The 22,719-nt window shown below is 72.4% G+C and carries 22 protein-coding genes; 11 read left to right on the top strand and 11 right to left on the bottom strand.

Annotation, left to right across the window (positions count from 1 at the left end):
- Positions 1–102: 102 nt before the first annotated feature.
- The 4 genes from ABZX67_RS31200 to ABZX67_RS31215 form a co-directional block, all read right to left on the bottom strand.
- The gene (locus tag ABZX67_RS31200) at positions 103–1,065 is read right to left on the bottom strand and encodes an electron transfer flavoprotein subunit alpha/FixB family protein (RefSeq protein WP_355367418.1); all 963 of its coding nucleotides are present in this window, start codon (positions 1,063–1,065) and stop codon (positions 103–105) included.
- A gap of 60 nt (positions 1,066–1,125) precedes the next feature.
- Positions 1,126–1,911: an electron transfer flavoprotein subunit beta/FixA family protein gene (locus tag ABZX67_RS31205; RefSeq protein WP_355367421.1), complete on the bottom strand. Its 786-nt coding sequence runs from the start codon at positions 1,909–1,911 to the stop codon at positions 1,126–1,128.
- Positions 1,912–2,113: 202 nt separating this feature from the next.
- A complete protein-coding gene (locus ABZX67_RS31210; protein ID WP_355367424.1) occupies positions 2,114–2,629 on the bottom strand; it encodes a flavin reductase family protein in 516 nt (171 codons plus the stop codon).
- Positions 2,630–2,708: 79 nt separating this feature from the next.
- Complete coding sequence (locus ABZX67_RS31215; protein WP_355367492.1) at positions 2,709–3,044, bottom strand: thioredoxin family protein; 336 nt, start codon at positions 3,042–3,044, stop codon at positions 2,709–2,711.
- A gap of 255 nt (positions 3,045–3,299) precedes the next feature.
- On the opposite strand from ABZX67_RS31215, the gene ABZX67_RS31220 reads away from it, so the two are divergent.
- Positions 3,300–4,022, top strand: coding sequence for a lysophospholipid acyltransferase family protein (locus ABZX67_RS31220; protein WP_355367427.1), 723 nt, complete (start codon positions 3,300–3,302; stop codon positions 4,020–4,022).
- A gap of 32 nt (positions 4,023–4,054) precedes the next feature.
- On the opposite strand, the gene ABZX67_RS31225 is transcribed toward ABZX67_RS31220, so the two are convergent.
- The 4 genes from ABZX67_RS31225 to ABZX67_RS31240 form a co-directional block, all read right to left on the bottom strand.
- Positions 4,055–4,654 (bottom strand): transglutaminase family protein, encoded by a 600-nt coding sequence (locus ABZX67_RS31225; protein ID WP_355367430.1) that lies wholly within the window; start codon positions 4,652–4,654, stop codon positions 4,055–4,057.
- 88 nt (positions 4,655–4,742) lie between these two features.
- On the bottom strand, positions 4,743–5,804 hold the full coding sequence (locus ABZX67_RS31230) for a low specificity L-threonine aldolase (RefSeq protein WP_355367495.1): 1,062 nt from the start codon (positions 5,802–5,804) through the stop codon (positions 4,743–4,745).
- Positions 5,805–5,824: 20 nt separating this feature from the next.
- Positions 5,825–6,592, bottom strand: coding sequence for an SDR family NAD(P)-dependent oxidoreductase (locus ABZX67_RS31235; protein ID WP_355367433.1), 768 nt, complete (start codon positions 6,590–6,592; stop codon positions 5,825–5,827).
- Positions 6,593–6,621: 29 nt separating this feature from the next.
- Positions 6,622–8,043, bottom strand: coding sequence for a DUF6421 family protein (locus ABZX67_RS31240; protein ID WP_355367436.1), 1,422 nt, complete (start codon positions 8,041–8,043; stop codon positions 6,622–6,624).
- A 410-nt stretch (positions 8,044–8,453) separates the two neighbouring features.
- Here ABZX67_RS31240 and ABZX67_RS31245 point away from each other — a divergent pair, with 410 nt between their 5' ends.
- Both ABZX67_RS31245 and ABZX67_RS31250 read left to right on the top strand, forming a co-directional pair.
- Complete coding sequence (locus ABZX67_RS31245; protein WP_355367439.1) at positions 8,454–9,167, top strand: glycerophosphodiester phosphodiesterase family protein; 714 nt, start codon at positions 8,454–8,456, stop codon at positions 9,165–9,167.
- Between the two features lie 141 nt (positions 9,168–9,308).
- Positions 9,309–11,897: an ATP-dependent Clp protease ATP-binding subunit gene (locus ABZX67_RS31250; RefSeq protein WP_355367442.1), complete on the top strand. Its 2,589-nt coding sequence runs from the start codon at positions 9,309–9,311 to the stop codon at positions 11,895–11,897.
- Here ABZX67_RS31250 and ABZX67_RS31255 read toward each other — a convergent pair.
- Positions 11,894–12,451, bottom strand: a complete 558-nt coding sequence (locus ABZX67_RS31255; RefSeq protein WP_355367445.1) for a GNAT family N-acetyltransferase — start codon at positions 12,449–12,451, stop codon at positions 11,894–11,896. The two genes, ABZX67_RS31250 and ABZX67_RS31255, sit on opposite strands and share 4 nt — an antisense overlap.
- 152 nt (positions 12,452–12,603) lie before the next feature.
- Here ABZX67_RS31255 and ABZX67_RS31260 point away from each other — a divergent pair, with 152 nt between their 5' ends.
- From ABZX67_RS31260 to ABZX67_RS31280, 5 genes are all read left to right on the top strand, one after another.
- On the top strand, positions 12,604–13,167 hold the full coding sequence (locus ABZX67_RS31260) for a DUF5134 domain-containing protein (RefSeq protein ID WP_355367447.1): 564 nt from the start codon (positions 12,604–12,606) through the stop codon (positions 13,165–13,167).
- 70 nt (positions 13,168–13,237) lie between these two features.
- Positions 13,238–14,173 carry a M56 family metallopeptidase gene (locus ABZX67_RS31265; protein WP_355367450.1) on the top strand — a complete coding sequence of 312 codons (936 nt, stop codon included), beginning with the start codon at positions 13,238–13,240 and terminating at the stop codon, positions 14,171–14,173.
- 76 nt (positions 14,174–14,249) lie between these two features.
- Entirely contained in the window at positions 14,250–14,927 is a 678-nt protein-coding gene (locus ABZX67_RS31270) for a phosphatase PAP2 family protein (RefSeq protein ID WP_355367453.1), read from the top strand.
- An 18-nt stretch (positions 14,928–14,945) separates the two neighbouring features.
- Complete coding sequence (locus ABZX67_RS31275; RefSeq protein WP_355367456.1) at positions 14,946–15,638, top strand: HAD-IA family hydrolase; 693 nt, start codon at positions 14,946–14,948, stop codon at positions 15,636–15,638.
- 132 nt (positions 15,639–15,770) lie between these two features.
- The gene (locus tag ABZX67_RS31280; RefSeq protein WP_355367459.1) at positions 15,771–16,436 is read left to right on the top strand and encodes a TetR/AcrR family transcriptional regulator; all 666 of its coding nucleotides are present in this window, start codon (positions 15,771–15,773) and stop codon (positions 16,434–16,436) included.
- Here ABZX67_RS31280 and ABZX67_RS31285 read toward each other — a convergent pair.
- The gene (locus ABZX67_RS31285) at positions 16,412–17,965 is read right to left on the bottom strand and encodes a hypothetical protein (RefSeq protein ID WP_355367461.1); all 1,554 of its coding nucleotides are present in this window, start codon (positions 17,963–17,965) and stop codon (positions 16,412–16,414) included. The genes ABZX67_RS31280 and ABZX67_RS31285 overlap by 25 nt on opposite strands.
- A 149-nt stretch (positions 17,966–18,114) precedes the next feature.
- On the opposite strand from ABZX67_RS31285, the gene ABZX67_RS31290 reads away from it, so the two are divergent.
- Positions 18,115–18,837, top strand: coding sequence for a DUF305 domain-containing protein (locus ABZX67_RS31290; protein WP_355367463.1), 723 nt, complete (start codon positions 18,115–18,117; stop codon positions 18,835–18,837).
- A 115-nt stretch (positions 18,838–18,952) separates the two neighbouring features.
- On the top strand, positions 18,953–20,308 hold the full coding sequence (locus ABZX67_RS31295; protein WP_355367465.1) for an FAD-dependent oxidoreductase: 1,356 nt from the start codon (positions 18,953–18,955) through the stop codon (positions 20,306–20,308).
- Between the two features lie 33 nt (positions 20,309–20,341).
- On the opposite strand, the gene ABZX67_RS31300 is transcribed toward ABZX67_RS31295, so the two are convergent.
- Positions 20,342–21,739 (bottom strand): SMI1/KNR4 family protein, encoded by a 1,398-nt coding sequence (locus ABZX67_RS31300; protein ID WP_355367468.1) that lies wholly within the window; start codon positions 21,737–21,739, stop codon positions 20,342–20,344.
- A 93-nt stretch (positions 21,740–21,832) separates the two neighbouring features.
- Here ABZX67_RS31300 and ABZX67_RS31305 point away from each other — a divergent pair, with 93 nt between their 5' ends.
- Positions 21,833–22,708, top strand: a complete 876-nt coding sequence (locus tag ABZX67_RS31305; protein ID WP_355367471.1) for an alpha/beta hydrolase — start codon at positions 21,833–21,835, stop codon at positions 22,706–22,708.
- Positions 22,709–22,719 lie beyond the last annotated feature (11 nt).

Here is a 22,719-nt window from a genome sequence, read left to right on the forward strand (position 1 = left end):
CGACGTCCTCGGCGATGATCAGCAGCGGCTTGCCCGACTGCATGACCTTCTCCAGGGATCACCGCGCGGCCCCGGGCCACGTCTGCCGATCGATCCGACGGATCAGCCCTTGCGGGACTTGACCTCTTCGGTCAGCTGCGGGACGACCTCGAAGAGGTCGCCGACCACGCCGTAGTCGACCAGGTCGAAGATCGGGGCCTCGGCGTCCTTGTTGATGGCCACGATGGTCTTCGAGGTCTGCATGCCCGCGCGGTGCTGGATCGCGCCGGAGATGCCGGCCGCGATGTACAGCTGCGGCGAGACCGACTTACCGGTCTGGCCGACCTGGTTGGTGTGCGGGTACCAGCCGGCGTCGACGGCGGCACGCGAGGCGCCGACGGCGGCACCGAGCGAGTCGGCGAGCTCCTCGATGATCGAGAAGTTCTCGGCGCCGTTGACGCCACGGCCGCCGGAGACCACGATCGCGGCCTCGGTCAGCTCGGGGCGGCCGGTCGACTCGCGCGGGGTGCGGGAGACGACCTTGGTGCCGGTGGCCTTCTCGGAGAAGGAGACGGCGAGGGCCTCGACGGCGCCCGCGGCCGGGGCGGCCTCCACGGCGGCCGAGTTCGGCTTGACCGTGATGACCGGGGTGCCCTTGGAGACACGGGACTTGGTGGTGAAGGAGGCGGCGAACGCGGACTGCGTGGCGACCGGGCCCTCGTCGCCGGGCTCGAGGTCGACGGCGTCGGTGATGATGCCGGAGCCGATACGGACCGCGAGGCGGGCCGCGATCTCCTTGCCCTCGGCGGAGGACGGCACCAGCACGGCGGCGGGCGATACGGCCTCGTACGCGGCCTGCAGCGCGTCCACCTTCGGCACGACGAGGTAGTCGGCGAACTCGGGCGCGTCGGCGGTGAGGACCTTGACCGCGCCGTGCTCGGCGAGCGTGGCGGCGGTGGCCTCGGCGCCGGCACCGAGGGCGACGGCGACGGGCTCGCCGATGCGGCGGGCGAGGGTCAGCAGCTCCAGCGTGGGCTTGCGGACGGCGCCGTCCACGTGGTCGACGTAGACGAGAACTTCAGCCATGGGACTCAATCTCCTGCGATGCGAAGAATCAGGGGGCGGGGTGAGTGGCTCGCGCGAGCCCTAGATGAACTTCTGGCTCGCGAGGAACTCGGCCAGCTGCTTGCCGCCCTCGCCCTCGTCCTTGACGACCGTGCCGGCCGTGCGGGCCGGACGCTCCGCCGCCGAGTCGACCTTGGTCCAGGAGCCCTCGAGGCCGACCTCGTCGGCGTCGAGCTCCAGGTCCTCCAGGTCCAGGGACTCCACCGGCTTCTTCTTGGCGGCCATGATGCCCTTGAAGGACGGGTAGCGGGCCTCGCCCGACTGGTCCGTCACGGACACGACGGCCGGCAGGGACGCCTCCAGCTGCTCGGACGCGGTGTCGCCGTCGCGGCGGCCCTTGACGGTGCCGTCCTCCACGGAGACCTCGGAGAGCAGGGTGACCTGCGGGACGCCCAGGCGCTCGGCGAGGATCGCCGGCAGGACGCCCATGGTGCCGTCGGTCGACGCCATGCCGCAGATGACCAGGTCGTAGCCGGTCTTCTCGATGGCCTTGGCGAGCACCAGCGAGGTGGCCATGACGTCCGAGCCGTGGATGTCGTCGTCCTCGACGTGGACGGCCTTGTCGGCGCCCATGGACAGCGCCTTGCGCAGCGCGTCCTTGGCGTCCTCGGGACCGACCGTCAGGACCGTGATCTCCGCGTCGTCGGCCTCGTCGGCGATCTGCAGCGCCTGCTCGACCGCGTACTCGTCCAGCTCCGACAGCAGGCCGTCGACGTCGTCGCGGTCGACGGTCAGGTCATCGGCGAAGTGCCGGTCGCCGGTGGCGTCGGGCACGTACTTCACACAGACAACGATCCTCAAGCTCACGCCGGCTCTCCTACACATCGTCATAACTGGGCTGCCTTGTTGCACGCAGCATAGGCGCCTGATGGGACGGTTTCCGCTCGGGGCGGCGGCCGCCCCGGGCGAAATATTACTCGTCAGTACACCCAGTGCCTTCCCAGTAAGCAAGCGCTTTGAACTGTGACCTTGCCAACGCTGAGTAACCGGGGTGTACGTACAGGATCCCTCAGTCCCGCAGCCCGCTGAACCGCCCCTGGTGGTACAGCAGCGGCCGCCCCGGGCCGTCCGGATCGCCGGCCACCGCCTGGGCCACGACGATGCGGTGGTCACCGGCGGGGACACGGGCCACGACGCGGCACACCAGCCAGGCCAGTACGCCGTCGAGGAGGGGTACGCCGTCGGGGCCGGGGTACCAGCGCGTCGGCGGGGCGAAGCGGTCGGCGCCGCTGCGCGCGAAGGTGGCGGCCAGCTCCCGCTGGTGCTCGCCGAGTATGTGGACGCCGATGTGCTCGGCCTCCGCCAGGACCGGCCAGCTGGAGGACGAGGTGCCCACACCGAACGAGATCAGCGGGGGCTCGGCGGCGACCGAGGTCAGGGAGGTAGCGGTGAAGCCGACGGGCCGCTCGCCGTGCGCCGTGATGACGGCGACACCCGCGGCGTGCCGCCGGAAGACGGAGCGGAGGAGGTCGGGGTCGGCATGCTGCTGCCGGGAAGGAACGTCGAGTTCGGACGGGGCCGTCATGGGACGCCAGCCTTTCGATGCGCGGCGGGTGCGGTCAAGGCAGACTCCGCGAAGTAGATGCGAGATGCGTCACGGCCGGTCACACCGCGTGGCCCAGGGCCGCGATGACATCGGCCTTGCGCGGCTGGCCCGCCGCCCTGCGCACGATCCGGCCCGCGCGGTCCAGCACCAGCACGGTCGGGGTCCTGGCGATGCCCAGGGCGCGGACCAGCCCGAGGCGCTCCTCGGCGTCGATCTCGATATGAGCCACGCCCCCGACCATGCCCGCCACCTCGGCGAGAACGCGCCGGGTCGCACGGCAGGGCTGGCAGAAGGCGCTGGAGAACTGCACGAGCGTGGCCCTCTCCCCGAGGGCCGCCCCCAGCAGCTCGGGACCCAGCACGTCCGCCGCTGGCGCACCACCCACGTCCTCCACACCCTCCACGTCCTTCGTCACCGCTTCCGCCCTCCGTTCGACGCCGCCGTCCCGTGCAGCGCCGATGGGGCCCGCGCTGATTCCCGCAGCCCTGGCGAGCGGCCACGACGTGACAAGAATCTCCTCTCCCGGCGGCGCCAGGACTGGCCTGCGGGGCGGACATGCGGCACGATCTGCCCCATGCCGGATACCTACGGCTGCGTAACTTCCGCCGGGAGAACCTCCCCAGGCATCGACGAAGAAGGGTCTTCTCCTGTGGCAGAACTCGTCTATCGGCCGGTCATCGGCGCCGCTCTCACGATGTTCAAGGCGCTCGACCTGAAGATCGACACTCAGGGTTCGGAGAACATCCCGCGCAGCGGCGGGGCGGTGCTGGTGAGCAACCACATCAGCTACCTGGACTTCATCTTCTCGGGTCTCGCGGCGCTGCCGCAGAAGCGCCTGGTGCGCTTCATGGCCAAGGACGCGGTGTTCCGGCACAAGATCTCCGGGCCGCTGATGCGCGGGATGAAGCACATCCCGGTCGACCGCGAGCAGGGCGAGGCCGCGTACCACCACGCGCTCGAGTCGCTGCGCGCCGGCGAGATCATCGGGGTGTTCCCCGAGGCGACCATCTCGCAGTCGTTCACGCTCAAGAGCTTCAAGTCGGGCGCGGCGCGCCTGGCCCAGGAGGCCGGCGTGCCGCTGATCCCGATGGCGCTGTGGGGAACCCAGCGGCTGTGGACCAAGGGCCGGCCGCGCAACTTCAAGCGCAGCCACATCCCGGTGACGATCCGGGTCGGCGAGCCGGTGGAGGCGCCCACCGACCAGTACGCGGGCGCGATCACGCGGCGTCTGCGCGAGCGGGTGCAGGAGCTGCTGGAGGCGGCGCAGCGCGCCTACCCGGTGCGGCCGAAGGACGCGGCCGACACGTGGTGGGTGCCGGCCCATCTCGGCGGTACGGCTCCGACGCCGGCCGAGCTGCGCGAAGCCCGCTGAACCGCCGCGTACCGGCGCTCCGCGGTCAGAGCTCAGAGCTCCGTCGGGAGCGTCTTCCACAGGTACTCGCGGTCGCGGGCGACCCGCAGGGCGTTCAGGACGACCGGGTGCGGTGCGGCGTACAGCACCGGGTAGTCGACCTCGTCGAACTCCGGGCGTACGGGATAGGCCAGCTGCTCGTGGTCGAGGACGAACTGGGCGTCGAGGCCCCGCGTGTTGCCGCGCGGGTCCTGGCGCGCCCACGCGCCCCGGCCGGGCAGCCGGACGGCGATCAGGCCGTGCAGCGCCGGGTTGGTGCCGTCCTCGTCGGTGAGCCGCTGGTAGCACAGGGCGGTGGGGATGGAGCGGGCGCGCAGCAGCGCGGCGAGCGCGTGGGACTTGGCGTAGCAGGTCCCGACGCGCAGCTCCAGCACGTCGGAGGCGCGCCACGGGACGCGCGGGTCGTCGGCGTCGGCGGAGTGGGCGACGGCGTCGCGGACGAATTCGAAGGCAGCCTTGGCGTATGAATATGCATCGGCGTGCTCGACGGTGAGCCGCGCCGCGATGCCTCGCACCCGTGCGTGCTCATGATCGATGGCGTCGTCGACGGCGAGATAGGCGGAGAGCTCCGGGGTCTGCTGCATCAGCTCCATACCCTCAGACCCTAAGGAAGCGATCGGCCGGAAGTCAATGAATTTCCGGCCGATCGCATTTTTATGCACTATTTCAGAGGTGCGGCGCTCAGCGTGCCATCTCTTCCTTCAGCGCCAGCAGGAAGGCGTCGACGTCGTCCTCGGTGGTGTCGAAGGAGCACATCCAGCGGACGTCGCCCGCCGCCTCGTTCCAGAAGTAGAAGCGGAAGCGCTCCTGGAGCCGCAGGGTCACCTCGTGCGGCAGCCGCGCGAAGACCGCGTTCGCCTGGACCGGATGGAGGATCTCCACCCCGTCCACCGCGCGCACGCCCTCCGCGAGGCGCTGCGCCATCGCGTTGGCGTGCCGGGCGTTGCGCAGCCACAGGTCCTTGGCGAGCAGCGCCTCGAACTGCACCGACACGAACCGCATCTTGGACGCGAGCTGCATCGACATCTTGCGCAGGTGCTTCATGTGGCGGACCGCGTCCGGGTTGAGGACCACCACGGCCTCGCCCATCATCATGCCGTTCTTGGTGCCGCCGAAGCTCAGGACGTCCACGCCGACCGCGTTGGTGAACGCCCGCATCGGGACGTTCAGCGACGCGGCCGCGTTGGCTATCCGGGCGCCGTCGAGATGGACCTTCATGCCGAGGCCGTGGGCGTGCTCGACGATCGCGCGGATCTCGTCCACCGTGTAGACGGTGCCGAGCTCCGTGTTCTGGGTGATCGAGACGACCTGCGGCATGGCGCGGTGCTCGTCGTCCCAGCCGAACGCCTGCCGGTCGATGAGCTCGGGCGTCAATTTGCCGTCCGGGGTGGGGACGGTCAGCAGCTTCAGCCCGGCCATGCGCTCCGGCGCGCCGCCCTCGTCCACGTTGATGTGCGCGGACTCGGCGCAGATCACCGCGCCCCAGCGGTCGGTGAGCGCCTGGAGGGCCGTGACGTTGGCGCCCGTCCCGTTGAAGACGGGGAAGGCCTCGGCGGTCGGGCCGAAGTGGCTGTGCATGACCCGCTGGAGGTGCTCGGTGTACACGTCCTCGCCGTAGGCGACCTGGTGGCCGCCGTTGGCGAGGGCGATCGCGGCGAGGATCTCCGGGTGGACGCCGGCGTAGTTGTCGCTGGCGAAGCCCCGTACACCCGGGTCGTGGTGGCGGCGGGCATCGGTCTTCATGCCGGGGGTCACGGCGTGGATCACGGCTTGGGGGTCAGCCACAGGCGCTGTCCATTCACTTCCTGGGCGGGCTTCTCCCAGAGCCCGGCGATGGCGTCGGCCAGGTCCTTGGCGTCCGTGAAGCCCGCGAACTTCGCATTCGGGCGCTCGGCGCGCATGGCGTCGTGCACCAGTGCCTTGATCACCAGGATGGCAGCAGCGGCCTTGGGCCCCGCCTCGCCCCCCGCCTTGCGGAAGGCGTCGCCGAGGGCGAGCGTCCACGCCTCGGCCGCCGCCTTGGCGGCGCCGTACGCGGCGTTGCCGGCGGTCGGCTTGGTCGCGCCGGCGGCGCTGACCAGGATGTAGCGGCCGCGGTCGCTGCGCAGCAGCCCGTCGTGGAAGGCGAGCGAGGTGTGCTGGACCGTGCGGATCAGCAGCCGCTCCAGCAGGTCCCAGTCGGCGAGGTTCGTCTCGGGGAAGGAGGCGCTGCCGCGCCAGCCGCCGACAAGGTGGACGAGACCGTCGATGCGGCCGAACTCCTTCTCGGTCTTGTCGGCCCACTCCCGCGTGGCGTTCAGGTCGAGGAGGTCGACGATGTCCCCGGTGACCGTGGCGCCGCCGTGCATGTACCGGGCGGCGTCGACCGCCTCGGCCAGGCGCTCGGGGTCGTAGTCGGCGCCGACGACCGTCGCGCCCGCCGCCGCCAGCCGCAGCAGGGTGGCGCGCCCGGCCGGGCCCGCCGCTCCGGCCACCGCGATGACCGCGCCTTCGAGGGCACCGTTGCCGTTGCCGTTCCCGTTTCCGTTCATGGGCGTCGCCTCCTCCTCCGTACGAGAGCTCACGCGGCGACCTGCTCGGCGCTCTGCGCGGTGATCCCCTTGGCGGAGGCGATCACGCTCTTGAGCTTCTTGGCGAGCGCCTCATAGAACATGCTGAGCGGAAACTCGTCCGGAAGCACGTCGTCCACGAGTTTCCGCGGCGGCAGGCTCAGGTCGAGGGCGTCGGGGCCCTTGGCCCAGCGGGAGCCCGGGTGCGGGGCGAGGTAGGTGGAGACGAGGTCGTACGCCGCGAACCAGTGGACGAGCTTGGGGCGGTCGATTCCGTCGCGGTAGAGCTTCTCGATCTCCGCGCACAGCTGGTTCGTGACCTGCGGGGCCCGCTCCCAGTCGATCTTCAGCGTGTTGTCGGTCCAGCGCAGCACGTCGTGCTTGTGGAGGTACGCGAAGAGCAGCTGGCCGCCGAGGCCGTCGTAGTTGCGGTTGCGGTCGCCGGAGACCGGGAAGCGGAACATCCGGTCGAACAGCACGGCGTACTGCACGTCGCGGCCGTGGGCGTTGCCCTCGGCGTCCAGCTTCACGGCCTCCTTGAAGGCGGTGAGGTCGCAGCGCAGCTCCTCCAGGCCGTACATCCAGAACGGCTGGCGCTGCTTGATCATGAAGGGGTCGAACGGCAGGTCGCCGTGGCTGTGGGTGCGGTCGTGGACCATGTCCCAGAGCACGAACGCCTTCTCGCACCGCTCCTGGTCGCCGAGCATCTCGCGAATGTCGTCCGGCAGGTCGATGCCGAGGATGTCCACGGCCGCCTCGGTGACGCGGCGGAAGCGGGCGGCCTCGCGGTCGCAGAAGATGCCGCCCCAGCTGAAGCGCTCGGGGGCCTCGCGGACGGCGATGGTCTCCGGGAAGAGGACGGCCGAGTGGGTGTCGTACCCGGCGGTGAAGTCCTCGAAGGTGATGCCGCAGAAGAGCGGGTTGTCGTAGCGGGTCGCCTCCAGCTCGGCGAGCCACTCCGGCCACACCATGCGCAGCACGACGGCTTCGAGGTTGCGGTCCGGGTTGCCGTTCTGCGTGTACATCGGGAACAGCACGAGGTGCTGGCGGCCGTCCACGCGCTGGGCGGCGGGCTGGAACGCGAGCAGCGAGTCCAGGAAGTCGGGCACGGCGTAGCCGCTCGCGGCCCACTTGCGCAGGTCGGCGACGGCGGCGCGGTGGTACGCGGCGTCGTGCGGCAGCAGCGGCGACAGCTGCTCCACGGCGGCGGCGACGCGGTCGAGCGCGGCGTCGACCGTGGCGCGGGCGGGGGCGCCCTCGGCGTCGAGGTCTATGGAGCCGTCGGCGGACTGCCAGGGGCGGATCTCTTCCACGGCATTCTTGAGCACGGGCCAGGCAGGGTGGTCGATCACCCTGGCGTCCGGCCGGTTGTCCGCCCCGGCGTCGGTGGACACCGCACCACCGGCAGCGTCCTGCACAAGAATTTCCGTCATCACTCTTCCTCCACGGGAGAACCTCGCGTTAAGGCACCGTATCCATGGGCGGTTCTCCGCCACAAGGGGAGTAAGAATAAATTATCCTGCCGACCCCCCTCCGCCACCGCTGTTTTTCCTGTCCGAGGGGGTGTGGGCGGGGGCATCACGCGCCGGACGGCGATACGGCCCCGGGGCCGGTTCCGGCCACGATCGCCCCTACCCCGTCCGCGACGGCCGACACGGCACGCCCACGTACGGGTGAGGACGGGTGCGCCGGGGGCGCACGGAAGGGGAAGCGGCCTACTCCATTCCGCCCCCGCGCGACCGGTTCCGCACCAGGAGGCGGCCGTTAGGCTGCTGCGACCGTGCCGCGCGGCGGGACCCGGAGCCCGGCCGCGCTCCCGGCCCTCGACGGAAGCGAGAAGATCTTGAGTTTCGTCACCATCGGTCATCGCGGAGTCATGGGTGTGGAACCGGAGAACACCCTCCGCTCCTTCCGCCGCGCCGAGCGCGTCGGCATGGATGCCATCGAGCTCGACCTCCATCTGAGCAAGGACGGGGCGCTCGTCGTCATGCACGACGCCGACGTCGACCGCACGACCGACGGCACCGGCCCGATCGCCGACAAGACCCTCGACGAGCTGCGCGCCCTCGACGCGGGCCTGGGCGAGCGGATCCCCGTCTTCGAGGAGGTCCTGGACGCGGTGGACGCGCCGCTCCAGGCGGAGATCAAGGACGTGGCGGCGGCCCGCGCGCTCGCCGAGGTGATGCACCGGCGCGGCCTGACCGGCCGGGTCGAGGTGTCGTCCTTCCATGACGAGGCGGTCGCGGAGATCGCCCGGCTGGTGCCCGGCGTACGGACCGTGCTCATCGCCAGCCGCTGGGAGGCGCACACGCGGGCGGACGTCGCGGACGTCGCGGACATCGTGGACCGGGCACGGGCCGTGGGCGCCGCCACGCTGGCGCTGAACATCCGCCGGCTGACCCTGGAGACCGCCGAGCGGGCGCGGGAGGCGGAGCTGCGGATCATCGGCTGGGTGGTCAACACGCAGCAGCACCTGCGGCTGGCGCGCGCCCTGGAGCTGGACGGGGTGACCACCGACCACCCGGAGATCCGCCGCACGAGCCGGTTCACCGCCTGAGGTCTCCCCCTGGGCTCGCCGCGCACGGCGCCCGCCGCGGCCGCTGCGGTCCCGTTCGTCACAGGTGTAACCGAAATGCGCTCGGGAACCCGCGAGGTGTCCCAGCCATCCAGGACACCGGAACGGACGGAACGGACACATATGAGCAGCGGCTTCATGGGCCCGGAAGGCTTCGGCCCCGACGCCTTCAGCGAGTTCCTGGCCCGTTTCTTCGGCGGCGGAACATCATCTTCGTCCGGATCGGGCCGGTCCGGGCCCCGGTACATCGACATCGGCCGGCTCATGAGCGAGCCGGCCCGCCGGATGGTCGGCGACGCCGCCTCGTACGCGGCCGAGCACGGCAGCCCGGATCTGGAGACCGAGCACCTGCTGCGGGCCGCGCTGACCACCGAGCCGACCCGCGACCTGATCGCCCGCGCGGGCGCCGACCCCGACGCGCTGGTCGCGGAGATCGACCGGACGGCCGGTGAGGGGCCTCCGCAGTCCCGGATCGCCGTCACCCCGGCGGTCAAGCGCGCGCTGCTCGACGCCCACGACCTGGCCCGGCACACCGGTGCCTCCTACATCGGCCCCGAGCACGTGCTCGCGGCGCTCGCCGCCAACCCCGACTCGGCGGCGGGGCGCATCCTGACGCAGGCCCGGTTCGACCCCGGTGCCGTGCCGGGCGCGTCGGGCACCCCGCGCGTGCCGCCCGGCGGATGGTCGGACTCCGGCGTGGACCACCGGCCGCTACCGCAGCGCAGCACCCCGAACCTCGACAAGTACGGGCGCGACCTCACCGACATGGCCAAGGAGGGCCGGATCGACCCGGTCATCGGCCGCGAGCTGGAGATCGAGCAGACGGTCGAGGTGCTCTCCCGGCGCGGCAAGAACAACCCCGTCCTGATCGGCGACGCGGGCGTCGGCAAGACCGCCATCGTCGAGGGGCTGGCGCAGCGCATCGTCGAGGGAGACGTGCCGCACACGCTGCGCGACCGCCGGGTGGTGGCGCTGGACCTGTCGGGCGTGGTGGCCGGAACCCGCTACCGCGGCGACTTCGAGGAGCGGATGAACGCGATCATCGACGAGATCCGGTCCCACACGGACGACCTCGTCGTCTTCATCGACGAACTCCACACGGTCGTCGGCGCGGGCGGCGGCAGCGGCGGCTCCGAGAGCGGCTCCATGGACGCGGGCAACATGCTCAAGCCCGCCCTCGCCCGCGGCGAGCTGCACGTCATCGGCGCCACGACGATGGAGGAGTACCGCCGCTACATCGAGAAGGACGCGGCGCTCGCCCGGCGCTTCCAGCCCATCCTGGTGCCCGAGCCCAGCCCCGAGGACGCGCTGGAGATCCTGCGCGGACTGCAGGACCGGTACGAGGCCCACCACCAGGTCCGGTACGCGCCCGAGGCGCTGCTCGCGGCCGTGGAGCTGTCCGACCGGTACATCACCGAACGGTTCCTGCCGGACAAGGCGATCGACCTCATCGACCAGGCGGGCGCACGGGTGCGGCTGCGCGCCAACTCGGGCGACGCGGACATCCGGGTCCTGGAGCGCCAGCGCGAGCAGCTGGTGCGCGACAAGGACCAGGCGGTGGCGGCGGAGCAGTACGAGAAGGCCACCGAGCTGCGCGACCGGATCCAGGACATCGAGGAACGGATCAAGGCGGGTCGCGGCGAACCGGCGGCCGGGGACGGGCGGGTCCTGGAGGTCACCGCCGAGGACGTCGCCGAGGTGGTCAGCCGGCAGACCGGCATCCCGGTGAGCAGCCTGACGCAGGAGGAGAAGGAGCGGCTGCTCGGCCTCGAGGAGCACCTGCGCAAGCGGGTCATCGGCCAGGACGAGGCGGTCACCGCCGTCTCGCAGGCGGTGCTGCGCTCACGGGCCGGTCTCGCCGACCCGAGCCGGCCCATCGGCAGCTTCCTCTTCCTCGGCCCGACCGGCGTGGGCAAGACCGAGCTCGCGCGGGCGCTGGCGGACGCGCTGTTCGGCAGCGAGGACCGCATGGTGCGCCTGGACATGAGCGAGTTCCAGGAGCGTCACACGGTGAGCCGCCTGGTCGGCGCGCCCCCCGGGTACGTCGGCCACGAGGAGGCGGGGCAGCTCACGGAGGCGGTGCGCCGCCACCCGTACTCGCTGCTTCTGCTGGACGAGGTGGAGAAGGCCCACCCGGACGTCTTCAACATCCTGCTCCAGGTGCTGGACGACGGGCGGCTGACCGATTCGCAGGGCCGCACCGTCGACTTCAAGAACACGGTCATCGTGATGACCAGCAACCTCGGCTCCGACGCCATCGGCACCGGCCGCGGCCTGCTGGGCTTCGGCGCGACGGACACCGAGGCGGAGGACGAGGCGATGCGCGAGCGGGCGCTGCGGCCGCTGCGCGAGCACTTCCGCCCCGAGTTCCTCAACCGCATCGACGAGATCGTCATCTTCCGGCGCCTCGACGAGGAGCGGCTGCGGCAGATCACCGACCTCCTGCTGGAGGAGACGCGGCGCCGGCTGCGCGCCCAGGACATCACGCTGGAGTTCGCACCGGACGCGGTCGACTGGATCGCCCGCCGCGGCCACCAGCCCGAGTACGGCGCACGCCCGTTGCGCCGCACGATCCAGCGCGAGGTGGACAACGAGCTGTCCCGACTCCTGCTGGACGGCCGCCTCCCGGCGGGCGCGCGGGTACGGGTCGGCGTGGCCGACGGCCGGCTGGCGTTCCGCACGGAGGAACCGGCCGAGCCAGGGCCGTCCTAGGGGGTGGTGAGCTCCTTGACCAGGAGCTCGAACTGGAGGTCGTCGCGCTGGGGCACGCCGAAGCGCTCGTCGTCGTACGGGAAGGGGGTCATCTGTCCGGTACGGCGGTAGCCGCGCCGCTCGTACCAGGCGAGCAGCTCCTCGCGGATCGAGATCACCGTCATGTGCATCTCGCGCACGCCCCACTCGGCGACCGCGAGGCGCTCCGCCTCCGCGAGGATCCGCCGGCCGAGGCCGCCGCCCTGGAGGCCGGGGCGGACGGCGAACATGCCGAAGTACGCGGCGTCGCCGCGGTGTTCGAGGTGGCAGCAGGCGATGATCCCGCCGTCGCGCTCGAAGGTCAGCAGGCGGGAGGCGGGCGCGGTGATGATCTGGCGTACGCCCTCGGGGTCGGTCCGCTGCCCCTGGAGGTAGTCGGCCTCGGTGGTCCAGCCGGCGCGGCTGCTGTCACCGCGGTAGGCGGACTGCACCAGCTCGACGAGCGCGGGTACGTCGGCCTCGACGGCGTCGCGATAGGTCAGCTCCCGGGCGTCCTGCGGCGGTGCGGTGTCCATGACCCTCCTCGGTACGGGTGTTCCGCGTGCGAGGGTAACCCGGAGGGGTGACGCGCCTCCCGCGCTCCCCTCGTACGACTCTGCGCCTGTATGCGCCCGCGGCGGTGCGGGCAGCCTCCCCGGAGCCGTCTCGTCGAACGGGGAGGTACGCCGTGCACGGAGCCGCGATGCCGGGCTGGCTGCTGGTGGCGCTGTGCGCGGTGACCGGTGCCTCCTGCGTGGCGCGCATGAGGCGCTGCGCCGGTGCCGAGCGTACGGCGGCGGCGGGCGAGGCCCTGATGGGTTTCGGGATGGCCGCGATGGCGGTGCCCTTCTCCGCGCCGGGGACCTGGCCCGTGTACGCGGTGGTGTTCGGTGCCGCGTCGCTGCACGCCCTGTGGTGGGCGGCCCGGCGCGGGGCCGGTCACCTGCACCACCTCGTCGGGTCGCTGGCCATGGTGTACATGGCGGTGGCGATGGCCGGCGGGAGCGGCGGGGCGCACGCGGGGCACGGCGCCCCCGGCGGGATACCCCTGCTGACGGGGGCGTTGCTGGCGTACTACACGGTGTACGTACTGAGGGCCGGGGCCCGCCTGGCCCCGGTCGCGGTGCCGGTCGCGGTGCTGGTACCGGGGGCGGGTCCGGGCGGTGGGGCCGTGGGTGGCGTGCCCGGGATGGTGCTCGCCTGCCGGGTGTCCATGGGGCTGGCGATGTGGGCGATGCTGCTGTCGCTCTGAAACCGTGGCGTGCGTCACTTGGCGCGCGAGACCGTACCGATGGGTAAGGCGCGCTCATAAGGTGTGGCCCATGGTGGTCTCCCTCGCGCTGCTCACACTCGGCGTTCTGACCGCATGCGCGTCCCCGCGGCTGCTGGCCCGGGCCGACTGGGCGGAGCGCGAGCCGGTGGTGGCGCTGTGGGTGTGGCAGTGCGTGGTGGCCTCGGTGCTGGTGAGCTTCGGCCTGTCGATGACGTTCAGCGCGGCGGCCGCCTGGCAGGCGGTGCGCGGGCACGTCTTCGCCCCGGCGCCGCGGGGCGTGGTGGAGGCGTACGCCCTGGCCGAGCACGGCCCGTGGTCCGCCGTGCTGGCGGTGTTGCTGGCCTGCGGCGGACTGTGGAGCGCCGCCATGCTCACGCGCGAGGTACGCCGGGCCCGGGCGCGCCGCCGCCGACGCCGCGCCGAACTCCTCGTACGGGCACCGCTGTTGCCGGGCGAGGAGAGGTACGAGGAACCTCTGGTGCTGCTGGAGGGCCACCGCCCGGACGCCTGGTGGCTGCCGGGCGCCGAGCCGCGGCTCGTCGTCACCACGGCCGCGCTGCGCCGCCAGAAGGGGCGTCAGCTCGATGCGGTGCTCGCCCACGAGCAGGGGCACGCGCGCGCCCGGCACGACTGGCTGCTGCACTGCTCGGCGGCGCTGGCCACGGGCTTTCCGCAGGTGCCGGTGTTCGCGGCGTTCCGCGACGAGATGCACCGGCTGGTGGAGCTGGCGGCCGACGACGTGGCGTCGCGGCGGTACGGACGGCTGACGATCGCGCTGGCGCTGGTGGAACTGAACGAGCACCGGGGCGTGTTCGGTCCGGGCCCCGCCCCGGACGCCCAGCTGCCGCAGCGGGTGAACCGGCTGCTGGCGGCCGCCCCCCGCCTCACGGCCGGCCGTCGGCTGCGGTTGACGGCGGCCGCCGCGCTGGTGCCGGTGGTGCCGGTGCTGGTGGCGTTCGTCCCGGCGCTCCGGGCGCTCGGTTAGGGCTGGGCGAAGGCGGGGGCAGGGCCGAGGTGGGAGCGCCCTGTTAAGGGTCCCGGTTGTCGGGGAGGATCAGAGCATGCGCTCCCCCACACTCCCTCCGCCCACACGCACCCCGTCCGCCTCCGCCGCCGCGCTGGGATCCGGTGCCCTCGCGGGGGTGCTGCTGGTGCTGGTGGCGGTCGAATGGGGTCCGCTGGTCGCCTTCGACCGGGCCGTGGCCGACGGGTTGCACGACTCGGCCGTGCGGAGCCCCGTGCTCACGCGCGTCAACCGGGTGCTGAGCGACTGGGTGTGGGATCCGTGGACCATGCGCGCCCTGACGGCGCTGTCCGTGGTGTGGCTCTGGTCGGCCCGGGAGCGGCTCCTCGCGGTGTGGACGGGGGCGGTGAGCGTGGTCGGGGCGGCCGTCCAGCAGACGCTCAAGACGGTGGTCGGCCGGGACCGGCCGCAGTGGCGGGACCCCGTGGACACCGCCCACTTCGCGGCCTTCCCCTCCGGGCACGCGATGACGGCGGCGCTCACCTTCGGGCTGTTGCTGTGGCTGCTGGCGCGGTACGGAAGGGGTCCCGGCACCCGCGCGTGGCGCGTGGTCGCGGTGGCCGGTGCCGTGTCGGTGGCGGGCGTCGGGCTGACGCGGGTGTACCTGGGGGTGCACTGGGCGACGGACGTCGTCGGGGGCTGGCTCCTCGGGGCCTGCCTGGTGGCCGTCGCCGTCCTGGCGTACGAACGGACGGTGTTGTCGCGCCGGGGCTGACCGGGCAAGGATCCCGGCATGACGATCCGCTGCGTCCTCTTCGACTTCTCCGGCACCCTGTTCCGCATCGAGCCGGCCGAGTGCTGGCTGCGCACCGTCCTGGAGGCCTCCGGGATCACCGCCCCGCCCGCCGCCGTCGCCCGCTGGGCCGAGGAGCTGGAGGCCGCCGGGGCCCTGCCGGGGGGCGGCGCCCCGCGCCGCGTGCCGGAGCACCTGGCGGAGCAGTGGGCGACCCGCGACGTCACCGCGGACCACCACCGCACGCTGTACACGGCTCTGGCGCGCCAGGTGGAGCTGCCCGACCCCGTGCTGTACGACGCGCTGTACGACCGCCACATGACCCCGGAGGCCTGGGAGCCGTACCCGGACGCGCGCGAGGTGCTCGCCGCGCTGCGCGAACGCGGCGTCGGCGTCGCCGTGGTCAGCAACATCGGCTGGGACCTGCGCCCGGTGTTCCGGGCGCACGGGCTGGACCGCTTCGTGGACGCCTACGCCCTGTCGTACGAACACGGGGTGCAGAAACCGGACGGGTGGCTGTTCCGGACGGCGTGCGAGGCGCTCGGGCAGGAGCCGCGGCACGCGCTGATGGTGGGCGACGACCGCTATGCGGACGGCGGCGCGGCGGACATCGGATGCGCGGTGCACTTCGTGGACCACCTGCCGGCGCGTGAGCGGCCGGCGGCGCTGCGCCCGGTGCTGGACCTGCTGTAGGCCATGGGACCGGACGATCCCCCGCGTCGCCCGGTCCGCATGACACCACCCCCCGCCGGACAGCCGCAGGGGCGTCGCGCGAGGATGCCCTGAGTATATTGGCTGAGAGCCAGTCAACGCAGGAGTTAAAGCATGTCCCCGCGGAGCGCATCGGTCAATGAAGAACTGCGGCGGCGTTCCCGGGAGCGGCTGCTGCAGGCGACGGTGGAGCTGGTCGGCGAACGGGGCTACGAGGCGACCACGCTCGCGGACATCGCGGACCGGGCGGGCTCGGCGCGCGGGCTGGTCTCGTACTACTTCCCCGGCAAGCGCCAGCTCCTCCAGTCCGCGGTGCACCGGCTGATGCACCTGACGCTGGAGGCGGCCCTGGAGCGCGAGCCGCGCACCGACGACGGCCGCGAGCGTCTGGCGCGCGCCATCGACGCGATCCTGGACCTGGCGGTGCAGCGGCCGGTCCTGATGCGTACGCACATGGCGGGGATCCTCCAGGCGGAGGGGTTCGTGCAGTGCCCCGAGCAGCAGCGGCTGGCCGCCCTGCTGCGGGACACGGTGGCCCGCTCCGGGGTGCGTGACGTGGACGCGGACTATCCGCTGCTGCGGGCGCTGCTGATGGGCGCGGTCTTCGCGGTGCTGCTGCCGGGCGCGCCGATGCCGCGGGCGCGGCTGCGCGCGGAGCTGTTCCAGCGGTACGGGCTGGACTGGGAGCTCGGTGTTCCGCCGGACGGCGGTCCGGACGACGGGCCGTCCGACGGAACGCGGGACCGGGCGGACGGTCAGTCGTCGTCTTCGTCGTCGTAATCGTCGTCGTAGTCGTCGTCGTAGTCGTCGAAGTAATCCGGCTGCGTCTGCACGTTGAGCTCGTGCATCCGCACCCGCTTCGCCGCGTCCGTACGCCGGTCGTCGAGCCGGAGGACGTCGAAGCCCTTGCGCTCGTCGTTCGAGTAGATGTGGCCGTTGTAGTAGTACGCCGACCAGGAGCCGCCGGTGGTGAGCTTGTCGGTGGTGAGGGGGCCGCGCTCGAAGTAGGCGATCTCCCTGGGCTTGGCCGAGTCGGTGAAGTCCCAGACGGAGAGGCCGCCCTGGTACCAGGCCTGGACCATGATGTCCCTGCCCTTGACCGGGATGAGCGAGCCGTTGTGGGCGACGCAGTTCTCGGTGTCCGCCTGGTGGCGGTCGATCTTGAAGTAGCTGCGGAAGACGAGCTTGCGCTGGTCGCCCTTGCCGACGACGTCGTAGATGCCGTCGGCGCCGCGGTTCGGTCCGGTGCGTTCGTTGCAGGTGGCGCCGACGCCGCCGCCGAGCTCGTCGGTGAAGACGACCTTGTTCGCCTTCTGGTTGAAGGTCGCCGAGTGCCAGAAGGCGAAGTTGACGTTGTCCTGGACGCGGTCGATGACCTTGGGGTTCTCCGGGTCCTCGATGTTCATGAGGATGCCGTCGCCCATGCAGGCGCCGGCGGCGAGGTTCTTGGAGGGCAGCACCGTGATGTCGTGGCAGCCGGTGGTCTTGGAGACGCCCGGGTTGGTGGGGCCGCCCGGGTTGCCGCCGCCGTCGGGGCCTTCACCCGGGAAGAGCACCGGGAAGGTGACGACCGCCGCCTTCTCGGGCGCCTTGCGCGGCACCTTGATGATCGAGATGCCGTCGTGCGGCGGTTGGCAGTCGGGGAAGGCGGCGCTGGGCGCGTACGAGGAGACGTAGACGTAGACGTTCCGGCGCTCCGGCACCAGCGTGTGGGTGTGCGAGCCGCAGGCGGTCTCGACGGCGGCGACGTACCGCGGGTTGCGGACGTCGCTGATGTCGAAGATCTTCATGCCCTCCCAGGAGGACTTCTCGGTCGCGGGCTGCGAGGTGCTGCTGCACGAGCTGTCGCTGCGCGAGGAGTCGGTGGAGAGGAAGAGCAGGTCACCGGAGACGGAGACGTCGTTCTGGGCGCCGGGGCAGAGGACCTGGGCGACGGTGACCGGTGCCTTGGGGTTGCTGATGTCGAAGACGCGGAAGCCGTCGTAGTTGCCGGAGAAGGCGTACTTCCCCTGGAAGGCCAGGTCGGAGTTGATGCCGGTGAAGGCGTCGTGCGGGACGTTGGCGAGGTGGGTGATGTTGGCGCTGTGGACCACCTGGTCCACGCCGGGTATCTCACCGCTGCGGATGGCCGCCCGGACTTCCGCCTCCGTTTGTGCCGAGACGCTCTCCGGGGCGGCCGGTACGTCGCCGGGGTCGGGCGTGGCGGCCGCGGGACCGGCCGTCAGCAGGGTCGCGAGCAATCCGGCCGCGGCGGTGGCCACGGCGAGACGCCTGCGCCGCCGCGCGTGAGTGGTGCGCAACGAGGTCACTGCGTCCTCCCTTGGGTCCGTTCGGAGTTGAACGGGTTGCGGACCCCGGCAGTATGTTGCTTTGCATGCACATCTCAACAGAGGCCCTGCGCAGTCGTTGAGGAGAGTTTTCGACCGGGGGGCGCGCGAAGGGGCCGTCCCGGGGCAGGATGACCACCGGCCGGTCCACGTGCCCCTGGAGGTTCGTCGTGTTGCACCGCTCGCACCGCATCAGTGCCGCGCGTGTCCGCGGATCCGACGTCGCCGTGGCGGTCCTCGCCGCCGTACTGGCCCTGGGCGCCTGCGAGTCGGCGCCGACGCGGCCCGACGACCGCGCGCAGGCCAAGGGGGACGGGGGCGGGGGCGGAGTGGTCGTGGCACCCGGAAAGCCCGGCGAACCGGCCAGGACCTTGTCGCCGGAGCAGGCCGCCAAGGAGCTCCCCGACGACAGGCCGAACACGGCGGACTTCACGTACGCCCGCATGATGATCGTCCACCACGGCCAGGCGCTGACGATGGCCGCGCTCGCGCCGGAGCAGGCCGCGTCGGAGCAGGTGAGGAAGGTGGCGGCGCGGATCGCCGCGGCGCAGCGGCCGGAGATCGACGCGATGAAGGGCTGGCTGGAGAACAACAAAGGCCCCACCCCGGACAGCGGGCACGACCACGGTTCCATGCCCGGGATGGCGACCGAGGCGCAGCTGGACCAGCTGCGCGCGGCGCGCGGCAAGGCGTTCGACGAGCTGTTCCTGAAGCTGATGATCACCCACCACCAGGGCGCGATCACCATGGCCACGGAGGTGCTGTCCGAGGGCAACAACGTCCAGGTCGAGGAGATGGCGAACGATGTGATCGCGCAGCAGACCGCCGAGATCAACCGGATGCGCTCCATGTGAGCGCGCGCCGTCCGGGGCGGCGAGAACTGGGGCTTCCGCCCCGGATGGCGCGCGCATCTCCCGCGACGGGCGCGGCGGTGCGATGCTGGAAATCCCTGCGGGAAGGAGCGCGGCCGTGCTTCGAATCGCCGTCGTCGGGTCCGGGCCGAGCGGGGTCTACACCGCCCAGTCGCTGGTGGAGCAGACCCGCGTGCCGGACGTCCGCGTCCACGTCCTGGACCGGCTCCCCTGTCCGTACGGGCTCGTACGGTACGGGGTCGCGCCGGACCACGAGAAGATCAAGTCCCTCCAGAACAACCTGCGCACGGTCCTGGAGCACGAGCGGATCGGCTTCGTCGGCAACGTCGAGGTCGGCGCCCGGGGCGTGACGCCGCAGCGGCTGCTGGAGCTGTACCACGCGGTCGTGTACTGCGTCGGCGCGGCGCGCGACCGCAAGCTGGGCGTGCCGGGCGAGGACCTGCCGGGCAGCTACTCGGCCACGGACTTCGTCTCCTGGTACAGCGCCCACCCGGACGCCGCCGAGAACGGCTTCGGCGTCGCGCTCGCCGCCCGCTCGGCGGTGGTGATCGGGGTCGGGAACGTGGCGGTGGACGTGGCCCGGATCCTCGCCCGGGGCCCGCAGGAGCTGCACCCCACCGACGTGCCGCAGGCGGCGCTGGGCGCGCTGGCGGCGAGCCGGGTGCGCGAGGTGCACATGGTGGGGCGGCGGGGGCCCTCGCAGGCGAAGTTCACCACCAAGGAGCTGCGGGAGCTGGGCGCGATGCCGCAGGCCCGGGTGGAGGTCGACCCCGCGGACCTGGCGCTCGACCCGGCGTACGCGGACCCGGCGGGGCTGCCGGCGGTCAACCGGCGCAATGTGGAGGTGGTGCGCGCCTGGGCGGAGAGCACCGCGTGGGAGCCGCGGGAGCGGGTCATCCGGGTGCGGTTCTTCCTGCGCCCGGTGGAGGTGCTGGAGCGCGGCGGCCGGGTGGCCGGGGTGCGCTTCGAGCGGACCGTGCCGGACGGCGCGGGCGGGGTGCGCGGGACCGGCGCGTACGAGGACGTCGAGGCCCAGCTGGTGCTGCGGGCGGTCGGGTACCGCGGGGTGCCGCTGGAGGGCCTGCCGTTCGACGCCGCGCGCGGCACGGTGCCGCACGCGGCGGGGCGGGTGCTGCGGGACGGCGCTCCGTCGCCGGGCGAGTACGTCGCGGGGTGGATCAAGCGCGGCCCGACGGGCGTGATCGGCACGAACCGGCCCTGCGCCAAGGAGACGGCCACCTCGCTCCTGGACGACGCGGCGCTGCTGCTGCGCCGCCCGGTGGCGGACGATCCGCTCGCCGCGCTGCGGAGCTGGGGGCTGCAGCCGGTGGAGTGGCCCGGGTGGCTCTCCATCGAGCAGGCGGAGGCAGCGCTCGGCCGCACCCTGGGGCGCTCCACGGTCAAGATCGCCGACTGGGCGGAGCTGCTGGGGGCCGCGGGGGTGAACGGGTAGTCCTCGGGTGGCGTACGGAGGCGCGCACCACGGTCAGGAGAACGGCAGGGAGCCCAGGTCGCCGTCGACGACGGTGCTGACGATCGGAGGCCGGCCCCACAGCGCCAGGATCTCGTTCGAGAGGTCGACGAGCCGCTCGTGGTCGCGCAGGCCGTGCGTGGTGATGCCGGCCGCCGCCAGGCTGCGGGGCACGGCACCGGCGTCCAGCAGGGTCCGCCATTCCGCCGGTCCGATCTCCAGGTACTCCAGCCCGGTGAGGCGGCCTATCTGCCGTGGATCGGCGAGGGTGCCCGGATAGGCCGTGAGGGTGCGCAGACGCGGCAGCCCGACCACAGGGGTCAGATCGACCGGCGGGTCGTCCCACACCCCGATGCAGAGCACCTCCAGCCCGGGATGCGCGGCGGCCTCGACGCTCCGCAGGTGTGCCACGTTGACGTGGGCCACGGCCGGCCCCTCCCGCCGCCCGCGGGGCCGGTTCCGCCGGCGGCGCCGCGGCTCGACCCCCCGGACCAGGTCGGTGAGCGAGTCGGCGATCAACTCAGCGCCGCGGAACTCCTCGTGGCTCAGCATCACGATCTGACCCGTCCGGCCCGCGGGCCCCGGGGTCAGGTCGACAGCGAGCCGGTCGCCACCGCCGTTGTCGCCGAACACGATCCAGCCGGGCGAGCCGACGAGGCCCTGGACGGCGCTGTCGGGCGGGGTGACGACCGCCTCGCAGGCCGCGAACCGCCACGGGGCCGGCCGGGACGCGGCGTCGGCCACGTACAGGGCGTCCAGGGGGAGGAGTTCGCAGCCGACGGTCTCGTACACCGCGTCCCCGGCCCGGGTGTCTCCCTCCCAGTCCTCCCACCGGCCCCGCACGACCCGGTACAGGGCCTTCAACTCGCCGGGCAGCGGCAGACCGAGACGCGCTTCGGCGGCGGCGATCTCCTCGTCGCGGGCCCCGATGGCGCCGGGGAGCCGCTCACGCAACCACCGCTCCAGCGCCGCCGGATCCGCCGGCCGCTTCGGCCGCGTGGCCGAGGCGGGGTCGGGCAGCCGCCGCCACGGCTCGGGGACGGCGCCCTCGACCAGCAGGAGGGCTCCGCCACTCCCCGGTCCCGACTCGACGGCGGGGCTGGGGCCCATCAGCCGCAGCCGGGTCCTCCCCGAGGGAGCGATCCGGGCGGAGAACGTCACGGACTCCACGCCCGCCACCACCAGCGCGTCCCGCACACGCTCAACGGCCTCGTATTCGGCAGCCGAAGCCCGCCCGCGCGGCCGGGTCCCGGAGGACGACGCCCAGCCGTCCCGGCCCACGGCACCGGCCACGCGCACGTCCCCGCCCTCGCGCCCCACCTCGACCCCGCCGGCCCACGCGCGCAACAGCGGAGCCCACGTCCCGAAGGAACGCAGGTCCTGCAGGGAGGGGACGAAGGTCGGCTCGCTCATGGACCGACCCTAACCGTGAAGCCGAGGTCGACTTCCACGGGCTCTGCCTACCCATGGTCCCGAGGCCGAACTGCCTTGTAGGACAATCTCGTTATGGACTACGGCGTGTGGGAACCAGCGCGGCTCGGGCGGACCCGGCTTCTGGACGGTCGAGCCCTGGGCTGGGCGGAATGGGGACCGGCCGATGGTGACCCGGTGCTGCTGTGCCCCGGGGCGGCCACCAGCCGGTGGCTCGGTTTCGGCGGCGGCGTCCTCGACTCGGCCGGGATTCGGCTCATCAGCGTGGACCGGCCCGGTCTCGGCGCCTCCGACCCAGCCCCCGGACGCACCCTGACCAGCTGGGCCGCCGACATCCGCCACCTCATCCAGGAGCGGGCCTTGGGAGTGCCGTCGGCGGTGGGGTTCTCGCAGGGGGCGCCGTTCGCGCTCGCGCTGGCGGCCGGCGGGTTGGTGAACGCGGTGGCCGTCGTGTCGGGCAGCGACGAACTCGCCCATGCTCGCTTCGCCCACTCCCTGCCTCCGCAGGTGAGGGACATGGTGGACGCCGTCGCAGCCGACCCCGACGCCGCTGAGGCCTCCTTCGCGGGCTTCGGCAGCGCCGACACACTGTGGGATCTGATCCTCGCCACGAGCCCCGAGGCCGATCGCGCCGTCTACACCGACCCGGTCTTCCAGCATGCCTTCCGGCGCGCGATGGACGAGGCGTTCAGCCAGGGCCCGGCAGGCTATGCCCGCGACACCGTCCTGGCGATGGGCCGTTGGCCGTTCGACCCCGCCGACATCGCCGTCCCCGTCGACCTCTGGTACGGACAGCAGGACACCAGTCCGGTCCACTCTCCGGATCGAGGTGAATCGCTCACCCGGATGATCCCGACGGCAACCCGGCACCTGGTTCCCGCCGCCGCGGGATCCTTGCTCTGGACACACGCCGAGGCCATCCTGCACACCTTGACGGCCCACGCCCGGTAACGACCGAGGGA

It is taken from the genome of Streptomyces sp. NPDC003036, assembly GCF_040611175.1.
GTDB lineage: Bacteria > Actinomycetota > Actinomycetes > Streptomycetales > Streptomycetaceae > Streptomyces.

What these genes read in the sequence shown, in the direction of transcription:
- ABZX67_RS31200 (WP_355367418.1), bottom strand. Translation starts at nt 1,065, where the DNA reads ATGGCTGAAGTTCTCGTCTACGTCGACCACGTGGACGGCGCCGTCCGC.
- ABZX67_RS31210 (WP_355367424.1), bottom strand. Translation starts at nt 2,629, where the DNA reads ATGACGGCCCCGTCCGAACTCGACGTTCCTTCCCGGCAGCAGCATGCC.
- ABZX67_RS31225 (WP_355367430.1), bottom strand. Translation starts at nt 4,654, where the DNA reads ATGGAGCTGATGCAGCAGACCCCGGAGCTCTCCGCCTATCTCGCCGTC.
- ABZX67_RS31230 (WP_355367495.1), bottom strand. Translation starts at nt 5,804, where the DNA reads ATGAAGACCGATGCCCGCCGCCACCACGACCCGGGTGTACGGGGCTTC.
- ABZX67_RS31235 (WP_355367433.1), bottom strand. Translation starts at nt 6,592, where the DNA reads ATGAACGGAAACGGGAACGGCAACGGCAACGGTGCCCTCGAAGGCGCG.
- ABZX67_RS31240 (WP_355367436.1), bottom strand. Translation starts at nt 8,043, where the DNA reads ATGACGGAAATTCTTGTGCAGGACGCTGCCGGTGGTGCGGTGTCCACC.
- ABZX67_RS31250 (WP_355367442.1), top strand. Translation starts at nt 9,309, where the DNA reads ATGAGCAGCGGCTTCATGGGCCCGGAAGGCTTCGGCCCCGACGCCTTC.
- ABZX67_RS31255 (WP_355367445.1), bottom strand. Translation starts at nt 12,451, where the DNA reads ATGGACACCGCACCGCCGCAGGACGCCCGGGAGCTGACCTATCGCGAC.
- ABZX67_RS31265 (WP_355367450.1), top strand. Translation starts at nt 13,238, where the DNA reads ATGGTGGTCTCCCTCGCGCTGCTCACACTCGGCGTTCTGACCGCATGC.
- ABZX67_RS31270 (WP_355367453.1), top strand. Translation starts at nt 14,250, where the DNA reads ATGCGCTCCCCCACACTCCCTCCGCCCACACGCACCCCGTCCGCCTCC.
- ABZX67_RS31275 (WP_355367456.1), top strand. Translation starts at nt 14,946, where the DNA reads ATGACGATCCGCTGCGTCCTCTTCGACTTCTCCGGCACCCTGTTCCGC.
- ABZX67_RS31280 (WP_355367459.1), top strand. Translation starts at nt 15,771, where the DNA reads ATGTCCCCGCGGAGCGCATCGGTCAATGAAGAACTGCGGCGGCGTTCC.
- ABZX67_RS31290 (WP_355367463.1), top strand. Translation starts at nt 18,115, where the DNA reads ATGACCACCGGCCGGTCCACGTGCCCCTGGAGGTTCGTCGTGTTGCAC.
- ABZX67_RS31300 (WP_355367468.1), bottom strand. Translation starts at nt 21,739, where the DNA reads ATGAGCGAGCCGACCTTCGTCCCCTCCCTGCAGGACCTGCGTTCCTTC.
- ABZX67_RS31305 (WP_355367471.1), top strand. Translation starts at nt 21,833, where the DNA reads ATGGACTACGGCGTGTGGGAACCAGCGCGGCTCGGGCGGACCCGGCTT.